17 protein-coding genes and 3 pseudogenes are annotated in these 17333 nt (G+C 68.0%); 8 read left to right on the top strand and 12 right to left on the bottom strand.

The annotated features are described in order from the left end of the window. Positions 1 to 54 precede the first annotated feature (54 nt). From ACFVYE_RS29150 to ACFVYE_RS29135, 4 genes are all read right to left on the bottom strand, one after another. The gene (locus ACFVYE_RS29150) at positions 55 to 585 is read right to left on the bottom strand and encodes a hypothetical protein (RefSeq protein WP_389607674.1); all 531 of its coding nucleotides are present in this window, start codon (positions 583 to 585) and stop codon (positions 55 to 57) included. Beyond that, a complete protein-coding gene (locus ACFVYE_RS29145; RefSeq protein WP_266361377.1) occupies positions 582 to 1007 on the bottom strand; it encodes a DUF6507 family protein in 426 nt (141 codons plus the stop codon). The genes ACFVYE_RS29150 and ACFVYE_RS29145 overlap by 4 nt, the downstream gene beginning before the upstream one ends. A 93-nt stretch (positions 1008 to 1100) precedes the next feature. Beyond that, entirely contained in the window at positions 1101 to 1412 is a 312-nt protein-coding gene (locus ACFVYE_RS29140; RefSeq protein ID WP_383965359.1) for a pore-forming ESAT-6 family protein, read from the bottom strand. 21 nt (positions 1413 to 1433) lie between these two features. Next, the gene (locus ACFVYE_RS29135; protein WP_114245911.1) at positions 1434 to 1766 is read right to left on the bottom strand and encodes a hypothetical protein; all 333 of its coding nucleotides are present in this window, start codon (positions 1764 to 1766) and stop codon (positions 1434 to 1436) included. Positions 1767 to 2161: 395 nt separating this feature from the next. Here ACFVYE_RS29135 and ACFVYE_RS29130 point away from each other — a divergent pair. Continuing rightward, positions 2162 to 2358 (top strand): annotated as a pseudogene (locus ACFVYE_RS29130) (sugar phosphate isomerase/epimerase); the annotation flags it as partial. 211 nt (positions 2359 to 2569) lie between these two features. Here ACFVYE_RS29130 and ACFVYE_RS29125 read toward each other — a convergent pair. The 3 genes from ACFVYE_RS29125 to ACFVYE_RS29115 all read right to left on the bottom strand — a co-directional run bounded on the left by ACFVYE_RS29125 (position 2570) and on the right by ACFVYE_RS29115 (position 4833). Continuing rightward, entirely contained in the window at positions 2570 to 3040 is a 471-nt protein-coding gene (locus ACFVYE_RS29125) for a transglycosylase SLT domain-containing protein (protein WP_383965354.1), read from the bottom strand. 757 nt (positions 3041 to 3797) lie between these two features. Next, positions 3798 to 4022, bottom strand: coding sequence for a DUF397 domain-containing protein (locus ACFVYE_RS29120; protein ID WP_383965351.1), 225 nt, complete (start codon positions 4020 to 4022; stop codon positions 3798 to 3800). After that, on the bottom strand, positions 4009 to 4833 hold the full coding sequence (locus tag ACFVYE_RS29115) for a Scr1 family TA system antitoxin-like transcriptional regulator (RefSeq protein WP_383965348.1): 825 nt from the start codon (positions 4831 to 4833) through the stop codon (positions 4009 to 4011). The genes ACFVYE_RS29120 and ACFVYE_RS29115 overlap by 14 nt, the downstream gene beginning before the upstream one ends. 140 nt (positions 4834 to 4973) lie before the next feature. Here ACFVYE_RS29115 and ACFVYE_RS29110 point away from each other — a divergent pair, with 140 nt between their 5' ends. From ACFVYE_RS29110 to ACFVYE_RS29100, 3 genes and pseudogenes are all read left to right on the top strand, one after another. Further along, positions 4974 to 5264 (top strand): hypothetical protein, encoded by a 291-nt coding sequence (locus ACFVYE_RS29110; RefSeq protein ID WP_389607673.1) that lies wholly within the window; start codon positions 4974 to 4976, stop codon positions 5262 to 5264. Continuing rightward, positions 5261 to 5614 (top strand): hypothetical protein, encoded by a 354-nt coding sequence (locus ACFVYE_RS29105; protein ID WP_389607672.1) that lies wholly within the window; start codon positions 5261 to 5263, stop codon positions 5612 to 5614. The genes ACFVYE_RS29110 and ACFVYE_RS29105 overlap by 4 nt, the downstream gene beginning before the upstream one ends. Then, a pseudogene (locus tag ACFVYE_RS29100) lies at positions 5571 to 5767 on the top strand (hypothetical protein); the annotation flags it as partial. The gene ACFVYE_RS29105 and the pseudogene ACFVYE_RS29100, both read left to right, overlap by 44 nt. Positions 5768 to 5822: 55 nt before the next feature. Here ACFVYE_RS29100 and ACFVYE_RS29095 read toward each other — a convergent pair. Beyond that, complete coding sequence (locus tag ACFVYE_RS29095; protein WP_389607671.1) at positions 5823 to 6329, bottom strand: DUF6584 family protein; 507 nt, start codon at positions 6327 to 6329, stop codon at positions 5823 to 5825. Between the two features lie 195 nt (positions 6330 to 6524). Between ACFVYE_RS29095 and ACFVYE_RS29090 the strand changes: the two genes are divergently transcribed. Further along, complete coding sequence (locus ACFVYE_RS29090; RefSeq protein ID WP_383965336.1) at positions 6525 to 7037, top strand: DinB family protein; 513 nt, start codon at positions 6525 to 6527, stop codon at positions 7035 to 7037. A gap of 324 nt (positions 7038 to 7361) precedes the next feature. Next, positions 7362 to 8198, top strand: a pseudogene (locus ACFVYE_RS29085) (RNA repair domain-containing protein); the annotation flags it as partial. A 64-nt stretch (positions 8199 to 8262) separates the two neighbouring features. On the opposite strand, the gene ACFVYE_RS29080 reads toward ACFVYE_RS29085, so the two are convergent. Then, complete coding sequence (locus tag ACFVYE_RS29080; RefSeq protein ID WP_383965334.1) at positions 8263 to 8514, bottom strand: hypothetical protein; 252 nt, start codon at positions 8512 to 8514, stop codon at positions 8263 to 8265. Positions 8515 to 8747: 233 nt separating this feature from the next. Here ACFVYE_RS29080 and ACFVYE_RS29075 point away from each other — a divergent pair, with 233 nt between their 5' ends. Both ACFVYE_RS29075 and ACFVYE_RS29070 read left to right on the top strand, forming a co-directional pair. Next, positions 8748 to 11048, top strand: a complete 2301-nt coding sequence (locus ACFVYE_RS29075; protein WP_383965331.1) for an ATP-dependent RecD-like DNA helicase — start codon at positions 8748 to 8750, stop codon at positions 11046 to 11048. Between the two features lie 129 nt (positions 11049 to 11177). Further along, positions 11178 to 12476 (top strand): citrate synthase, encoded by a 1299-nt coding sequence (locus ACFVYE_RS29070; RefSeq protein ID WP_266361410.1) that lies wholly within the window; start codon positions 11178 to 11180, stop codon positions 12474 to 12476. Between the two features lie 508 nt (positions 12477 to 12984). Here ACFVYE_RS29070 and ACFVYE_RS29065 read toward each other — a convergent pair. From ACFVYE_RS29065 to ACFVYE_RS29055, 3 genes are all read right to left on the bottom strand, one after another. After that, positions 12985 to 15453 (bottom strand): heavy metal translocating P-type ATPase, encoded by a 2469-nt coding sequence (locus ACFVYE_RS29065; protein ID WP_389607670.1) that lies wholly within the window; start codon positions 15451 to 15453, stop codon positions 12985 to 12987. Between the two features lie 121 nt (positions 15454 to 15574). Next, positions 15575 to 15883 carry a heavy-metal-associated domain-containing protein gene (locus ACFVYE_RS29060; RefSeq protein ID WP_383965325.1) on the bottom strand — a complete coding sequence of 103 codons (309 nt, stop codon included), beginning with the start codon at positions 15881 to 15883 and terminating at the stop codon, positions 15575 to 15577. A 513-nt stretch (positions 15884 to 16396) separates the two neighbouring features. After that, positions 16397 to 17218, bottom strand: a complete 822-nt coding sequence (locus tag ACFVYE_RS29055) for a TetR family transcriptional regulator (protein ID WP_389607669.1) — start codon at positions 17216 to 17218, stop codon at positions 16397 to 16399. Positions 17219 to 17333 lie beyond the last annotated feature (115 nt).

The following is a 17333-nucleotide window of genomic DNA, read 5'->3' as shown; positions in this document are numbered from 1 at the left end:
CGCGTCTCCCCAGGGCAGGCTCTCCGCCTGCTTGAGGGCTTCGGCGTCGTAGCCTTACATGCCCTCCTTGGTGGAGCCGTCGTTCGTCTTGAGTGTCTTGCCTCCGACCAGGGCGACGATTTTGGCGTGGCAGGCGCGTTCCACCTCCTGGAAGGCGGCCCAGACCTCGGCTATCTCGTTGCGGCGATGGTTGTTCTCCTCGACCAGGTCGCCGTCTTCGCGCCACTTGTCGTCGCCGTCGACCTTGACGCGGAAGGCGACGGCTTCCCGCTTGAGTTCCTTGAGCTTCTCGACCAGCGGGTAGGCGTCGTCCGAGTAGGTGCCCAGTGCACCGGCGATGACGCACAGGTCCGAGCTCAGGGTGAGTCCGGTGTCCGCGACCGGCTTGGTCGTGGCGAACAGTTGCTCCGCTTCGGGTGCCTTGTAGAAGGCGTGCAGTCCGCCGAAGCTGGTGTGGACGTCACCGGCGGCCGTCGCGATCTTCGCGCCGTCGGTGGACAGTGCTGTCACCTTTGTGTCGAGCAGGGCCAGGTCACCGGTGAAGACCGGTATCCCGACCGGGTCGACCGGAGCGTTGCCGCTCACCTGTGTCCCCCGGTGTCCTTGAGGAGATCCAGGCGTACGGCCTTCGCCGCGTTCTGCGCGTGCTCGGCGGCTTCCAGGTCGCCCTCGCAGTACGCGTTCGTGGCTTCGACCGCGCCCAGGACGGCGGCCTCGATGCGCTCGGCCATTGCCGTGAAGTCCTTCTGGCGCTCTCCGAGGTACTCGCCCAGTGCCGCGGCCACCGGCCCCATCGCCTTTTGTGACAACGGTGCCTTCCCCGGTGCCACCGGGCCCTGCAGAGGCGTGGCGGCCTGCGAGCCCGGCACCGCCGTACCCGCCGCCTGCGCAGCCTCCGACATGGTCGCCATCAGTGCGGTCAGGGCCTTCTCCAGGTCCCCGGCATGGGTGCCGGTGACCTTCAACTGGCCCTGCACCCCCTGCGGCCTGATGTCCCACGCCACCATGCGAAAGCCCCCTCTGCCGAACTGTCCTGGCACACTACGTATCCACAACCCATGCCCCGCAGGATCGTTCCTCCCGACGCGGGGAGGAGCGCCTCAGCCGATGTTGTCGACCGCGGCCTTCGCGCGCGTGATCGTGTGCTGAGCCGTTCCGTCGTTCTTCTCCAGCGTCGTCTTCAGCAGCTGGATGATGTTCTTGACCTCCTGCGAGGAGCGGTTCCACCGCAATTCCTTGCCGTGGTACTCATCCGCCACACCATCCGCCGCGAAGTCCGCCATCGCGGCCTTCACCTGCGCGTCACGCGCCGCGATCACTTCCTCCAGCTGCGCGATCACCACCTGGATATTGCCCTGCGCATCCGCGGACGCACCCGTGTCGTACGAACGACGATCACTCTGAGCAGCCATCAGAAACCCAACCCCCGTCTGTCAGCGGCCGCCGAAGCGCGCCGCGTCGAAATTCGCCGCCGACATCTGCTGCCGCGCGTTGTCACCCTGCTCCTGATCACCCGAGCTGAACGCCGCCTCCATCCCCGACTGACCACCGAGGAGAGCCGACAGCGAACCGTTCAACGCCGCCGTGATCTCGTCCGACCGCCCCTTGAACGAATCGAACGCCGCACGCCCCGCACCGTTGAACTTCCCCTCCAACGGCGCCGCGGCCTGCACCAGCTGACGAATCAACGTCCCCAGATCAGTACTCGACCCACGCGACTTCGACGACAGCGTCGAAAGAACCTGCGCCCCCATGTCGAACTTCATCCAGTCCCCCGCCATGCCTTGCGAACGTATGTGCCACAATCTTTATCAACTCGGCGTTGCTGATGCAATCAAGGGGCATTGCGTTGTGAGTGGCGTGTGAGGGGTCGGAGCGAGAACCAGGGTGCCCAATTCGGCACATACTTGAACTATTTTCCCCTCGCTGGCGGGAGGATCGTTCTGAGTGGCCCGGCTGCCGCTCACTTTCGGCCGATTCTCGTCTCGTTCGCAAAGTCGAACGCGACGCTGCTCCCGGTGCACCGCAGCTGGTGAGCGGCGGGCTGCCATGTGGGCAGGCCGGGCGCTCGTGCTGGGCCCGTTCGTCGTGGAGGTGGGGCAAGCCCTTCCCGGCCGCCGGCGGCCCGATCCCGCAAGCGCTTCGGTGGGCTGGGCGTGGTGTTCCGGCGGGCGTCCTGCTCGGCCGGGGCCAACTGGGCTACGGGGCCGTGGACTTCCGCGCGTTCCGCACGCTGGTCGACGGCACCGGCTTCGACGGCCCGATCGGGGTGGAGATCTTCAACGAGGCCCTCTGGGCCCGCGACGGCGCCGAGGTCCTCGCGGAGCTCGTGTCCCGGTACGCGAACACGCCTGCTGAGAAGGCTTTTTGCCGCCAGGGCAAAGAGATCGCCAGGACGTGCAACCGTTCGGCACCCAGCCGGGTCATTTCTGGCGTCGGGTGCTTCCGGGGAGGGGATCGGGAAGCCCTGACGGTGGGGGAAAACGAGAGGGGTCCGGTCTTCTGACCGGACCCCGTTTCGCTTGGTCGGGACCGTCTCGCGAATTCCCGACGTTTCATCACATGCTGATCAGTAGGCCGAGTTGACGTTGTCGATCGAGCCGTAGCGCTGTGCCGCATAGTTGCAGGCGGCGGTGATGTTGGCGACCGGGTCGTAGATGTTCCACGAGGTGCCGGGGACGTGATACGCCCTGAAGGTCGGGTCGATGACCTGGAGCAGACCCTTGGACGGGATGCCCTTGGCAGCGTTGGAGTCCCAGTTGTTGATGGCATTCGGGTTGCCACTCGACTCGCGCATCAGATTGCGGTGGATCCCGTGGTAGGAGCCCGGGATGCCCTGCGCGCGCATGATCGTCAGCGATTCGTTGATCCAGCGGCTGACGTTGCCGCTGCTCGACTGGGCGGGGGTGGCGGCCGAGGCGGCCGGAGCGCCGGTGAGAGAACCGGCAACGACTGCGGCTCCTGCGGCGGCCATGCCCAGTGAGATCTTCTTGGTCTGGGTCATGTGGGCGAACTTCTTGGACATCGCGGAGATCTGCATCGGAAATTACCTCTTCCGTGGGGATGCCAAGAATTGTTAAGCGGGGTTCAAGTTTCGGTCAATGACTCTCTTTACTATCGGAATACGTACAGGGAACGGGGAACGGTTGCTGAAATCGCCGCAAACGGGCCACGAGGCGCGCTCTTTGCCCTACTAAGTCGTATCATGGTGACGTGCGCCATATCGGCCACATCACACGACGAAAGTGTTAAATTAGCTCAAAACGGACACTGTTATGGGGTCCATGGTGAGCGAAAAGAATCCCTCTATTCGTCCCGTGTAATGAATGAAATACGCAGCGCAATTGGAGCGCGGTCGGGCCATTTGAAGTGACCGCAGGTAGCCCGCGGTCCCCACTGCGCACGACTGGCATCACGCTGCGGGCGGACGGATTTTCGTGGTTCCGAACGCGGATGCGTGCAGCCGTGGGCGGCGGTCGGCCGTAGTGCGGCGGCGGACGCTGCGGCTCACCGGGTACGGGGCGGGTGTGAAGTCCGCCGCGACGGAGTCACGGCGTGACGCCGGACAAGTCGCGGCCGGGGGCGCCTCTTGGGCCAATGAGGTCAAGGCAGGTGCAAACCGGTCGGCGGGTCCTTGTAGGGATGAAGAACCTGACAAAATCCATGGACCGATCACTGAGGAAGAGCCCCTCGACCTGTTGCGCGACCCGGCCCTGCGTGAGGGCTTCCTTTCGCGCGCGTGACCGTGTCCCGCAACTCGGCCGCCATTGCTGGCCAGTTGCGAGACGCAGCCCGGTTCAGGGATTGATGCTGTCGTCCTTGACCGCCGAGACGAACGACGACCAGCCGTCGGCGGAGAAGACGAGTGCGGGGCCGCTCGGGGTCTTGCTGTCGCGGACGGGGATGTCGGCGTAGCCGTCGGCGACCTCAAGGCACTCGCCGTTGGAGCCTCCGCTGTGGCTGGACTTGCGCCATCCGGTCAGCGCCCTGGCGTCAGCGATGGTGGGCTCAGTGCTGTGCATGTTCGTGCTCCTCCGCGATGGCTCTGACGAGGGCCACTGACTCCTGGTGCGGGGCCGCGTCGCCCAGGGCGAGAGTGTAGGACGTGTGGCACGCCTCGATCAGCGCCGGATCATCCATCAGATGCCCAGTGTGAAGGCCCTCGACGTACGAGACCGGAGCGGCATTCGCGAAGTTCAGCAGGTAAACCATGCTCTCCAGGAGTGCGTGTGCTCCTGATTCGAAAGTCAGCACGTGCAGGCGCAGACGGCCGGACTCGGCCATATCTGCGACCTTGTGCAGTTGTTCCGCCATGACACGCGGCCCACCGATGCAGCGTCTGAGCGCGGCCTCGTCGAGCAGTGTCCAGGCGACTGGCGTCGATGACTCGCTGAGCAGTCGGCCGCGCTCCAAGCGGTTGACAACGAACTCGTCAAGTTCCTCCGCACGGTAGTTGGCGCGACAGGCCTGGAATACCGCACGGGCGTACGCGTCCGTCTGAAGCAGGCCCGGGATGAGAGAGGCGGCGTACTGGCGGATCTCTGTAGCCTCACGCTCCAGCTCGGAAACCACCGCGAAGTAGTGGGCGAACTTCGAATCCAAGTCGCCGAGCCAACGGACGAAGAAGCCGTCGGTCTTCAACGCGATGTCGAGGCGGTGAGCGTCATCCGGCTTCGGCAGTCGCCGCCCCGCCTCGTAATGACTGATCAACGTCGGCGAGCACACCACCTGATCGCCCAGGGCTTCCTGGGTCAGTCCCGCTGCCGTCCTTCGCAGCCTCAACTCCTCCCCGTACTTCTCCCTCGGTGTACGCGGCTTCCGGTTCATCGCCATCCAGCCCCAACTCCTCTGTCTGACCAGCGGGCTGTCAAGCCCGAACCCCTGGCAGCGTAGCCACGCCCGACCCCACTCTGTGATCAATTCACCACAGAACGCATCCGTTCGTGGGTAAGTCAGAGGGAGAGCGCACCGACATGAAGAATTTCGTCCGCCGGTTCACCGAGTCACTGGTGCGGTTGTTGCGCCCGGTCCCCGTCACCGTCCATCCGTACTCCTGCGTATATGTGGCCGGCCCCACCGTCCGCCGTACCGGTGAGCGTCCGCTGTGTGGGGAGGACATCCCACTGGTCCGTCCCTATCTCGCCGCGCACGAGCGGCAGTTGGCCGAGGCGCGGCGGCGGTCGCGCACGTTGTGGATCGCAGTGCACGCTGTGGACATCAGGCCCAGGCCCAGGCCCTTTCGCCGAGCCGAGGTCGCCGCGTGAACGGGGAGCAGGGCGAAAGCCGCACGTTCAGGTTGCTGCCCTGGGCGGCGGCGGAGGGCAAGCCGTGTTACGTCCTGGGGGACGGCACCGGCTACGTGTCACGGATGGCCGACGGTATCGAGACCATCCAACTCGGCATGGCGGACGACCTGCTCGGCCACGCCGCCGACCTTCTGGCGGACCGACGGGTCACAGGCGCGGAGCTCCACTTCCTCGCCAGTCGGCTGAGCGAGTCGTTGCGGGAGGTCAAGCGGGTCGCTGAGAGCCGGGGTTCGCGACTGAACGCGAGTGGACCTGTTCCGGACAATGACAGGCTGGGGCACCGAGAACCGGACATCGACAGCCGGTGAGTCGGCAACCCGCTTGACGACGCCAACGAGGAGAACGGGTACACCGTCGCTCACGTCGACACCGGTCACGGCAACGGTGATCTTCTCGCGGTGGTCGGCGCGCTGCTCGGTGCCCAGGTGGGCGATTTCTTGCGGACGGAGGCGTGCTGGGGGCTGTTGCGGACAGGGGTGGGTGGCGTAGCCGCGGGCGACTTCGGGGTATTCGCTGTCAGCGGAAGAGGTCGAGGAACCCGTTCACCCAGATCCCGACGAACACGATCGCCAGGAGCGCGCAGCCCACGGCCGCCAGGGACTGGCGGAACGACCCGGTCTCCGGCGCGTCCCCCCGTACCTTGGCGAGGGTGTCCCAGGTGACCGGGTGGCCAAGGGCCTCGGAGGCGGCGGTCCGCACGGTTGCCAACTGCTCCTCGACGAAGGGGGAGTCGGCCGCCGATTCCGGGCCTTGCCAGGCCAGGGCGCGCATCCGGCGCACCGGGTCGCTGTACCTCTTCTCGAACGCAGCGACCTCTTCCGGAAGCCTGTCCTCTTCGAGGTACGTCCAACGACCGGCCTCCGCAGGGTCGCTGTACATCCGGTAGATGTCGGCCAGGCCTCGGCGCAGAGCCGGGCAGTGCGGGTAGGACCCGACCAGTCCGCGCAGTCGTTGGCGGGCCATGGGTATACGTCCCGCGGCGAGATCCGCGTCCACGCGCTCCAGCGTCTCCTTCAGTGCCATGTGCACATCGTCAGGCGTGCCCGCGGTTGTGTGTAAGCGAATTATTTCAAGGTGCCCCGGAAACCGGCCGATTGTGGCTTCTGTGCCTGGTCGGGAGTGCCCTCGATGCGGCAGCCCGAGCCTCGACGTGTATGACCGCGGCGGCAGCCCCGGCGATCACTTCCGCTGTCAGACCCTCGTGCCAGGCTGTCGCCCATGAGTACTCCCGACCGCACCATGCCGCCCCTGGACGCCGACGAGCGGACGTCGCTGACGAGCTGGCTGGACTTCTACCGCACCACCCTTGCCCAGAAGTGCGAGGGTCTCGACGACGACCGGCTGCGTGAGGCATCCGTGGAGCCCTCGCCGATGAGCCTGCTCGGCCTCGTCCAGCACATGGCGGAGGTTGAGCGGAATTGGTTCCGCCGGGTCCTGGCCCAGGAGGACGCGCCGTCGATCTTCACCCCCGATGCCGACCCGTCGGCCGACGACGGCGGGTTCGATCTCGTCGAGGGGTCCGGCTACAGCGCGGCGCTGTCGATATGGCAGTCCGAGGTGGAGCGGGCCAGGGCGAACTGCGCCGCACGGTCGCTCGACGACACCAGCTCGTTCATGGGCGGGCAGGTCACCCTGCGTTGGATCTACACGCACATGATCGGTGAGTACGCCCGCCACTGCGGGCACGCCGACCTCATCCGCGAGCGCATCGACGGCCGGACGGGGTTCTGAGAGGCGGCGATGGTGCGAGGGGGCCGGGCCGGGATTGTCGGTGCGAGCCGGTCGCGTCGGTCCAGGCCCCATGTCCAACATGGCCGTCCTCGAAGAGGTCCTGGAGCGGCCGACGAGGCCACCCGGCGCCGGATCGCCACAGGCTGCACCGTCGCCTTCTTCCGCCGGTACCTCATGGGCGACACGCCGGCGAAGGCACTCCTGACCGGCCGGGAGAAGCTGCCCGACGTGCCCGACGTGCCGGATGTGGTGAAGGTGGAGTATGTGGAGCCGCACTGAGGCGGCGGTCCGGCCGGTCGCGGTGTGAGTGGGCGGGGAGGCGTGATGCGAACCAGCGACGAGATCTATCACCGGGTCCTCTGGGATCCGCGGTTCGACCCGGCCCGGTTCGTGCTGGGGGTCAGCCAGCGCGGGGATGCCTGCGAACGCATCCCGCTGCCTTCATTCGTGCCCGGGGGTGACATCCCGTGGCACCGGGTGGTGTTCATCGAGGCGGACGGCGAGGTGGTCTGGGACCGGGCCACGGGCGTGGACCGCATCGATGCGTCGGGCGCCGGCCGGGTGCGGGATCCGCAAGCGGACCTGAGCTTCGATACGAGCTCCGGCAGGGGCGATCCCGTCGGCGTCCTCGACGTGCCCCCGACGGCCCGCACAGCGGTGGCCTGGATCCCGCCTGCGGAGCTGTGGCCGCCGATCCAGGACATCCGCCGGGATTACGATCCGCAGATCCACCGGTGGCCGCCGCACGTCAATGTGCTCTTCGGCTTCGTGCCGGAGTCCGACTTCGAGCGGGCCGCCCCGCTGCTCGCCGAGGCGACGGCCGAGACGCCGGTCTTCACCGCCCGGCTGGACGGGCTGCGCACCTTCCGGCACAGGGCGTACTTCACCGTGTGGCTCGACCCGACGGCAGCCGGCCAGGCGCCATGGGCCCACCTGCACCGCCTGCTGCAGCAGCGGTTTCCACGCTGCAGTAGGCCCGCCAAGAATTTCACCCCGCATCTGTCCCTGGGCCGGACCCGGGATCCGCGGCGAGTCACCGCCGACTGCGCCACCCGGCTCGACACCATGGCGGCGACAGTCTGGGAACTCGTCCTGCTCTCACGCAGGGGCGACGGGCCGATGCGGCCACGGGCCACGGTCGCCCTGCGAACAGGCGAGGTCCGCCGGCTGCCCGCACCCGGCCTCGGAGCGCCGGGCCCGGAGGACACGGCATGGCTCTCCGGGGTCACCGACAGATGAGGCCATGGCCGGCTGAGGCAAAGCGCCGCCGGACAACAGCTTTCCAGCCGCTCCGACCGCCCTCCTCGGCGAGCGTCTTGATGCCCTGGAGGGTGGTCTCCATCCCGGCACGCAGTTCCTTCAGCCGGAAGGCGATCATCTCCTGCTCCCGGTCCGGCCGGCTCTCGATGGCTGCGTGACCCCGCTGCGGCCCGGCCCGAGGCGGACCGCCTGTCACCAGCTCCCAGACCCGTGGCACGGCTGCCTCGATATGGACAACACTGTGCACGCTCGGGCATCGGCGTACTCCAAGGCGTCCTCCTCACACCGGAGTTGCTGATCATTCCGATCCTGGACCATGGGCGCGACAGGCCCTGGCCCGGCTGTGTTCCCGGCGGTCCGGACAGCGCTGCTCAGGCGCCGTCACCACAGGAAACGGGCGGCCTCCGAGGCCGGGAACGCGTTGTCGGTGGGAACCGATACCGTCGGTCCATGTCCAACATGGCCGTCCTCGAAGGGGTCCTGGAGCGGATCACCTACGCCAACGAGGAGAACGGGTACACGGTCGCCCGTGTCGACACGGGGCGGGGCGCGGGTGACCTGCTGACCGTCGTCGGGTCGCTGCTCGGTGCGCAGGTCGGCGAGTCGCTGCGGATGGAGGGCCGCTGGAGCTCACACTCCCAGTACGGCAAGCAGTTCACGGTGGAGAACTACACGACCGTGCTGCCCGCCACCATCCAGGGCATCCGCCGCTACCTCGGCTCCGGCCTGATCAAGGGCATCGGCCCGGTGATGGCGGACCGGATCACCACACACTTCGGGGTCGACACCCTCGACGTCATCGAGCAGGAGCCGAAGCGGCTGGTCGAGGTGCCCGGTCTCGGGCCGAAGCGGACGAAGATGATCGCCGCGGCCTGGGAGGAGCAGAAGGCGATCAAGGAGGTGATGGTCTTCCTCCAGGGGGTCGGCGTCTCCACCTCCATCGCCGTCCGTATCTACAAGAAGTACGAGGACGCGTCGATCTCCGTCGTGAAGAACCAGCCCTACCGGCTGGCCGCCGACGTCTGGGGCATCGGATTCCTCACCGCCGACAAGATCGCCCAGGCCGTCGGCATCCCGCACGACAGCCCGGAGCGGGTGAAGGCCGGGCTGCAGTACGCGCTGTCGCAATCCACCGACCAGGGCCACTGCTTCCTCCCCGAGGAGCGGCTGATCGCCGACGGGGTGAAGCTGCTCCAGGTCGATACGGGGCTGGTCATCGAGTGCCTTGCCGAACTGGCCGAGGACCCGGAAGGCGTCGTACGGGAGAAGGTGCCCTCGCCCGAAGGCGGCGAACCGATCACCGCCGTCTACCTGGTGCCCTTCCACCGTGCCGAGATCTCCCTCGCCTCCCAGGTGCAACGGCTGCTGCGGACGCCGGAGGAGCGGATGCCGGCCTTCGCGGACGTCGACTGGGACAAGGCGCTGAGCTGGCTCGCGGGCCGTACGGGGGCGAAGCTGGCCCCCGAGCAGGAGGCCGCGGTCCGGCTCGCGCTCAGCCGTAAGGTCGCCGTCCTGACCGGTGGGCCCGGCTGCGGGAAGTCGTTCACCGTCCGGTCCATCGTCGAGCTGGCCCGCGCCAAGAAGGCCAAGGTGGTGCTGGCCGCGCCCACCGGGCGGGCGGCCAAGCGGCTCTCCGAGCTGACCGGGGCCGAGGCATCCACCGTGCACCGGCTGCTCGAACTGAAACCGGGGGGCGATGCCGCATACGACCGGGACCGGCCGCTGGACGCCGATCTGGTCGTCGTCGACGAGGCGTCGATGCTGGATCTGCTGCTCGCCAACAAACTGCTGAAGGCGGTGGCACCCGGTGCCCACCTGTTGCTCGTGGGGGATGTCGACCAGCTGCCGTCGGTCGGCGCGGGGGAGGTGCTGCGCGATCTGCTCGCCGACGGCAGCCCCGTTCCGGCGGTCCGGCTGACCACGATCTTCCGCCAGGCCCAGCAGTCGGGAGTCGTCACCAACGCGCACCGGATCAACTCCGGAGTGCCGCCCCTCACTCAGGGCCTCTCGGACTTCTTCCTCTTCGTGGAGGACGAGACGGAGGACGCGGGCGTGCTCGCGGTGGACGTCGCCGCCCGCCGTATTCCGGCCAAATTCGGGCTGGACGCGCGGCGTGACGTACAGGTCCTCGCTCCGATGCACCGCGGCCCGGCCGGTGCGGGCACGCTCAACGGGCTCCTCCAGCAGGCCATCACCCCGGCCCGCCCCGACCTGCCCGAGAAGCGGTTCGGCGGCCGGGTCTTCCGGGTCGGCGACAAGGTCACCCAGATCCGCAACAACTACGACAAGGGGGAGAACGGTGTCTTCAACGGCACGGTCGGCGTCGTCACCGCCCTCGACCTGGACGAACAGCGGCTGACGGTACTGACCGACGAGGACGAGGAGATCGGTTACGACTTCGACGAGTTGGACGAGCTGGCCCACGCGTACGCCATGACGATTCACCGCTCCCAGGGCAGCGAGTACCCGGCCGTCGTCATCCCCGTCACCAAGAGCGCCTGGATGATGCTCCAGCGGAACCTGCTGTACACCGCCGTGACCAGGGCCAAGAAGCTCGTCGTGCTGGTCGGCTCGCGGCAGGCGATCGGCCAGGCGGTCCGCACGGTTTCCGCTGGCAGACGCTGTACGGCGCTGGATTACCGGCTGTCAGGGGGCCTGGGCGGAGGATCCCCGGAAAAAATGATCGATCAAATCGGTGGGAAACATCACGGAGGCCTTCCGGAACCGGAGTCAAGGGGGCAGGATGAGTAAGCTCGCGGCACTCAGTGCCGCGAGTAGGTCCAATGGACGACCCCGAGTGCACTCTCCTGAGCCAAATGGGGGAGGGTGGAGACAGTCAGGGAACCTCGAAGAAGAGGCACTACGTCGGTGAGGGATGACGTGAGCGAGCACACCAACAACGCTGTAGTACTGCGGTACGGCGATGGCGAGTACACCTACCCGGTGATCGACAGCACCGTCGGCGACAAGGGCTTCGACATCGGGAAGCTCCGGGCCAATACCGGCCTGGTGACGCTGGACAGCGGATACGGCAACACCGCAGCGTATAAATCCGCCATCACCTACCTCGACGGTGAGCAGGGCATCCTGCGCTACCGCGGCTACCCGATCGAGCAGCTCGCCGAGCGCTCGACGTTCCTCGAGGTCGCGTACACGCTCATCAACGGTGAGCTTCCCAAGGTCGACGAGCTGTCGACCTTCAAGAACGAGATCACCCAGCACACGCTGCTGCACGAGGACGTCAAGCGGTTCTTCGACGGCTTCCCGCGCGACGCCCACCCGATGGCCATGCTGTCCTCGGTCGTCAGCGCGCTGTCCACGTTCTACCAGGACAGCCACAACCCGTTCGACGAGGAGCAGCGTCACCTCTCGACGATCCGTCTGCTGGCCAAGCTGCCGACGATCGCCGCGTACGCGTACAAGAAGTCGATCGGCCACCCCTTCGTCTACCCGCGCAACGACCTCGGGTACGTCGAGAACTTCCTGCGCATGACCTTCTCGGTCCCCGCCCAGGAGTACGACCTGGACCCGGTCGTCGTCTCCGCGCTCGACAAGCTGCTCATCCTGCACGCGGACCACGAGCAGAACTGTTCGACCTCCACCGTGCGTCTGGTCGGCTCCTCGCAGGCGAACATGTTCGCCTCGATCTCCGCCGGTATCTCGGCGCTGTGGGGCCCGCTGCACGGTGGCGCCAACCAGTCGGTGCTGGAGATGCTCGAAGGCATCCAGGCCAACGGCGGCGATGTCGACTCCTTCATCCGCAAGGTGAAGAACAAGGAGGACGGCGTCCGGCTGATGGGCTTCGGCCACCGCGTCTACAAGTCCTTCGACCCGCGCGCCAAGATCATCAAGGCCGCGGCCCACGACGTGCTGTCCGCGCTCGGCAAGTCCGACGAGCTGCTCGACATCGCGCTGAAGCTGGAGGAGCACGCGCTCTCCGACGAGTACTTCGTCTCGCGCAACCTCTACCCCAACGTGGACTTCTACACGGGTCTGATCTACCGGGCCATGGGCTTCCCGACCGAGATGTTCACCGTGCTCTTCGCGCTCGGCCGGCTTCCCGGCTGGATCGCCCAGTGGCACGAGATGATCAAGGAGCCGGGTTCCCGCATCGGCCGCCCGCGCCAGATCTACACCGGCGAGGTCCTGCGTGACTTCGTCCCGGTCGAGGGCCGCTGAGCCTCGCACCGCCCCTGCGTCACCCCGGCCGCCGAGGCCGGTCGTCTTCGCCCCGAGTACCGCGCTTTCGCACAGAGCGCGGTGTCCGGGGCGATTTGCGTGACCGACGCAGCCGTGCGCGGTGCCGCCCGTCGTGCCGACAGCGAGAAGCGCCCCGCCATCGATCCCCCCACGGGCCGACAGCGAGGCGCTTCCCATATCCCGGAGCGGATTCCCCCCACGGGATCCGGCCGGGCGTCTGCGGGAGCCAAAGCTCCTGGGCGCTCCTCACCTACTGCGAACTGCGCTCTTCACTTGTACTTCCAGTGCGGTCTGCCGGGGTACGTACGCACGGGAGGGCCGCTCAAAGCTCCCCGGTGCACGTGCCCCGGCCAACGCTTGCCCGAAGCATCCCCCAAGACACTTCGACGGACGTCCCCCAAGACATCCTTGGCATCGCACTCTTAGACTCGCGAACCCACCGGATGGTTACCCTGAAACCGGTGTGATCTAAATCTCTTTGTGGAAGTTACGTGAAGGCGCGCAACCGCAGGCTGTTCGTCACGACGAAGACCGATGAGAACGCCATCGCCGCTCCCGCAATCATAGGGTTGAGCAGGCCAAATGCCGCAAGGGGTAGGGCGGCTACGTTATAGCCGAATGCCCAGAAGAGATTGCCCTTGATGGTCGCCAGGGTGCGCCGGGAGAGTCGGATCGCATCGGCCGCCACCTTGAGATCTCCACGAACGAGGGTCAGATCGCTCGCCTCGATCGCGGCGTCCGTACCGGTTCCCATCGCCAGGCCGAGATCGGCGGTGGCGAGAGCGGCCGCGTCGTTGACCCCGTCACCGACCATGGCCACGGAGCGCCCCTGGGCCCGGAGCCGCTCGATGACGTGGACCTTCTCCTCGGGCAGGACCTCGGCATGGACCTCGTCGATTCCGACGGCGTGGGCCACGGCGTCCGCCACGGCCCGGTTGTCGCCGGTCAGCAGAACGGGACGGAGGCCGAGCGCGCGTAGCTCTGCGACGGCTGCCGCGCTGGACTCCTTGACCGCGTCGGCGACGGCGAGGACGCCGCGTGCCTGCCCGTCCCAGGCGACCACGATCGCGGTACGGCCCTGAGCCGCCGCGTCCGCCATGGCGCCGGACAGGGTGTCGGGGATGCCGATGCCCGCGTCGGCGAGCAGTTGCGGGCGGCCGACCAGTACCTGGTGCCCGTCGACCGTGCCGCGTACGCCGAGGCCCGCGACGTTGGCGAAGTCCTCGGGGGCGGGGAGGGGGCCGCCGATGCGTTCCATGGCTCCGGCGGCGACGGCCTGGGCGATGGGGTGCTCGGAGGAGTGCTCCAGGGCGCCGGCCAGCCGCAGGAGCCGGGTCTCGTCGGTGCCGGGTGCGGGGTGGATGTCCTGGAGGGTCATCCGGCCGGTGGTGACCGTGCCGGTCTTGTCGAGGACGATCGTGTCGATGCGGTGCGTGGTCTCCAGGACCTCGGGGCCCTTGATCAGGATGCCGAGCTGGGCGCCGCGTCCCGTACCGACCATGAGGGCGGTCGGAGTGGCGAGGCCCAGGGCGCAGGGGCAGGCGATGATCAGTACGGCGACGGCGGCGGTGAACGCGGCCGTCACGTCGTCCGTGACGAGCAGCCACGCGATCAGGGTGCCCACTGCGAGCACCAGCACCACGGGGACGAAGACCGCGGAGATCCGGTCGGCGAGGCGCTGCACCTCGGCCTTGCCGTTCTGGGCGTCCTCGACGAGCTTCGCCATTCGTGCCAGCTGGGTGTCGGCGCCGATGCGGGTGGCTTCGACGACGAGCCGGCCGGAGGCGTTCACGGTGGCCCCGGTGACCCGGTCGCCGACGCCCACATCGACCGGGACGGACTCGCCGGTGAGCATGGAGGCATCCACGGCGGATACGCCCTCGACGACGGTGCCGTCGGTGGCGATCTTCTCGCCGGGGCGGACGACGAAGCGGTCGCCGACGGTGAGCCGGCCGACGGGGATACGTACCTCAGCGCCGCCCCGGAGGACGGAGACGTCCTTCGCGCCCAAGTGCATCAGCGCGCGCAGGGCGGAACCGGCCTTCCGCTTGGACTTCGCCTCCAGGTAGCGGCCCAGCAGGATGAAGGTGACGACGCCGGCCGCGACCTCCAGATAGATGGTGGACGAGCCTTCCCCGAGCTCTCGGCTCCGTTCGAGCAGGGGAGACCCCATCGCGCGCGAGACCGTGAAGTCGAAGCCGTGCCGCATCCCGGTCATGCCTGCGTCACCGAAGAACAGTGCCCACAGGGACCAGCCGAAGGCGGCGAGGGTGCCGACCGAGACCAGGGTGTCCATGGTGGCCGCGCCGTGCCGGAGGTTGGTCCAGGTGGCGCGGTGGAAGGGCAGTCCGCCCCAGACGACGACGGGGGCGGCGAGGGTGAGGGAGAGCCACTGCCAGTTGTCGAACTGGAGGGCAGGGACCATCGCGAGCACGACGACGGGGGCGGCGAGGGCGGCCGAGACGATCAGACGCTGACGCAGTGATGCGAGGGCGTCGGCGGCCTTCCGCTCGGCGGGGGCCTCGGTCTCGGCTTCGGTATCTGTGCCTGTGCCTGTGTCTGTGCCTGTGTCGGTCGGGCTTTCGGTGGCCTGCGTGGTGCGGACTCGGATGCCGGGCCGGCTGCTGTCCTCGGGGGCTCCTGTGCCGGTGATTGCGGGCGCGGCCGGTGCAGCGGCCGGTGCCGGGTCGGGCGGGGTCGGTTCGGGGCGGCGTACCGGCTGCGCCGTATAGCCGGTCTTCACGACCGTGGCGATCAGATCCGCGAGGTCGGTCCCTGAACCGAAGGAGACACGGGCCTTCTCGGTCGCGTAGTTGACGGTGGCGGTGACGCCATCCATCCGGTTGAGCTTCTTCTCGACGCGGGCCGCGCAGGAGGCGCAGGTCATCCCGCCGATCGTGAGTTCGGCCCGCGAACTCTCCGTTGACGGGGTCGCGGCCTCTGTTGCGCTGTGCATGTCCGAACTCCTGAAACGCCGACCGGGCCGTACCCCACCAGTATCTGCTGGTCGGTCCGGCCCGGCGGCAAAAGGGGGTGGTGCGGGTGTACCCGGCGTACCGGGTTCGCCCCGATCGTGTTCAGGCCCGGCCGACGAGTTCGTAGCCGGCCTCGTCGACCGCAGCGCGCACAGCGTCCTCGGCCAGCGGGGTCAGGGAGACGACGGTCACCTGGCCGGTGGCGGCGACGGCCTTCACCGAGGTGACACCCTCGATGCCGGAGATCTCCTCGGAGACGGCGCCTTCGCAGTGTCCGCAGGTCATGCCGGTCACCTGGTACACGGCGGTCACCCCGCCCTCGGGGGCGCCGGAGTCCGCACCGTCGTGGCAGGAGCCGCTGGGCGAGCAGCAGGAGCCGGTGGCCTGGGGGAGCTGGGTCTCGGTGGTCATTGGTGTTCTCCTCTTCGACGAGCACAAATGGGCGTGGTGTCGGGAACCCCGGGGGCCCGTGTGTCCCAACACTCATCACACTATACCCCTAGGGGGTATGGATGCGAGTGCCCCACCACCCACTGTGCGCTTGCTCCTCCGTGGGGGTCGGGGTGTATCCCTGCGCGAAGAGCGCGCGGCTCGGGCCGGCGTCGGTGATCCGGGCGACCGGCCGGGTCGCCGACGCCGTGCGTCGAGTCCTGGAGTGAGTGCAGCACGGCGATGCCGAGGCGCCTGGCTATCGCGGGCGCGGCGGGGTGGAAACGCCCGTTCGGCCTCCGGGGGGAGGGTGGGGCGTCCCCCTGGCGATCGCCGACCGGAGGCCGTGCCTGAACGCCGCGGGCACCCCGTGCGGCACCTCGGTCTCCAGCGGGGCGCGCAGGCCTGTGCCCTTCATGGCGACGGCGGAGTGCGAGCGCCGACGCCGCGAGCTCCACAGTCTCCTGCTTTGTCCGAATTCTGTGAGGTGTGGGGCTATCGGGCGTTCGGGGGAGCGGGGGTCACTGCGTCGCCGACCAGTGGCTCCAGATAACGGCGCAACGCGGTCTTCAGCTCCCCGATGTACGCGTCCCGCTCGGCGCCCTCGTGGGCCATGATCAGGTCGAGCCCGCCCTTGAAGAGGATGAAGATCATGTTGGCGATACGGGTGATCTGGGCCGGCGGGGTGTCCGGCAGGTAGCCGCGGAGGATCACTTCGACGCGGTCGAGCATGGTCAGGTGCAGCGTGTCGTGCCCCTGGGTGATCATTCCGGGGATCTCGGAGCCGTGCATAAGGACGGTGAACGCCGGGTTCTCGCAGTTGAAGGCGATCAGCGGGTCGAGGGTGGCGTCCAGCATCCGGTCCAGCGGGAGCGTCAGATGGTCCGGGAGGAATGCGGCGCCGTATGTCTCCCGCCAGCGGTTCAGGAGTTGGTCGCCGAGTTCGACGGCGATGGCCTCCTTGTTGGGGAAGAACTGGTAGAGCGTGCCCGGTGAGACGCCCGCCTCGCGGGCGATGGCGTTGGTGCTCGCCGCGGTGTAGCCGGTTGTGCAGAAGACGTTGGCCGCCGCTTTGAGGAGCTGCGTGATACGGGCTTCGCCGCGGGCCTGGCGGCGGCGGGGGCGGGTGGCGCCGGCGGCCGCTTCGGGGTGTGCGCTGCTGGCGCTGTTGGCGCCGCCCGTGCTGCTCGCGCCGAGGGGGCTGCCCGCGCTGCCGCCCGCGCCCCCGGCGCCACTCGTGACTGAGGGGTCCGCGGCGCCGCCCGCGCCGTTCGTGCCCCTGGCACCTCCGGTGCCCTTCGCTCTGGCCTCCGACACGGTCAATCCCCAGCTTTCATGACGCGGTTGACAAACGCGAGCGATCGCTCGCATTCTTGGTGAAACGCGAGCGATGACTCGTGTTTGCCAGTGTAATTGGCAACGACTGATCCAT

It is taken from the genome of Streptomyces sp. NPDC058239 (assembly GCF_042882185.1).
Classification (GTDB): domain Bacteria; phylum Actinomycetota; class Actinomycetes; order Streptomycetales; family Streptomycetaceae; genus Streptomyces.
Note: the sequence above shows the minus strand (reverse complement) of the source record. Positions and strands in the feature narration are given on the sequence as shown.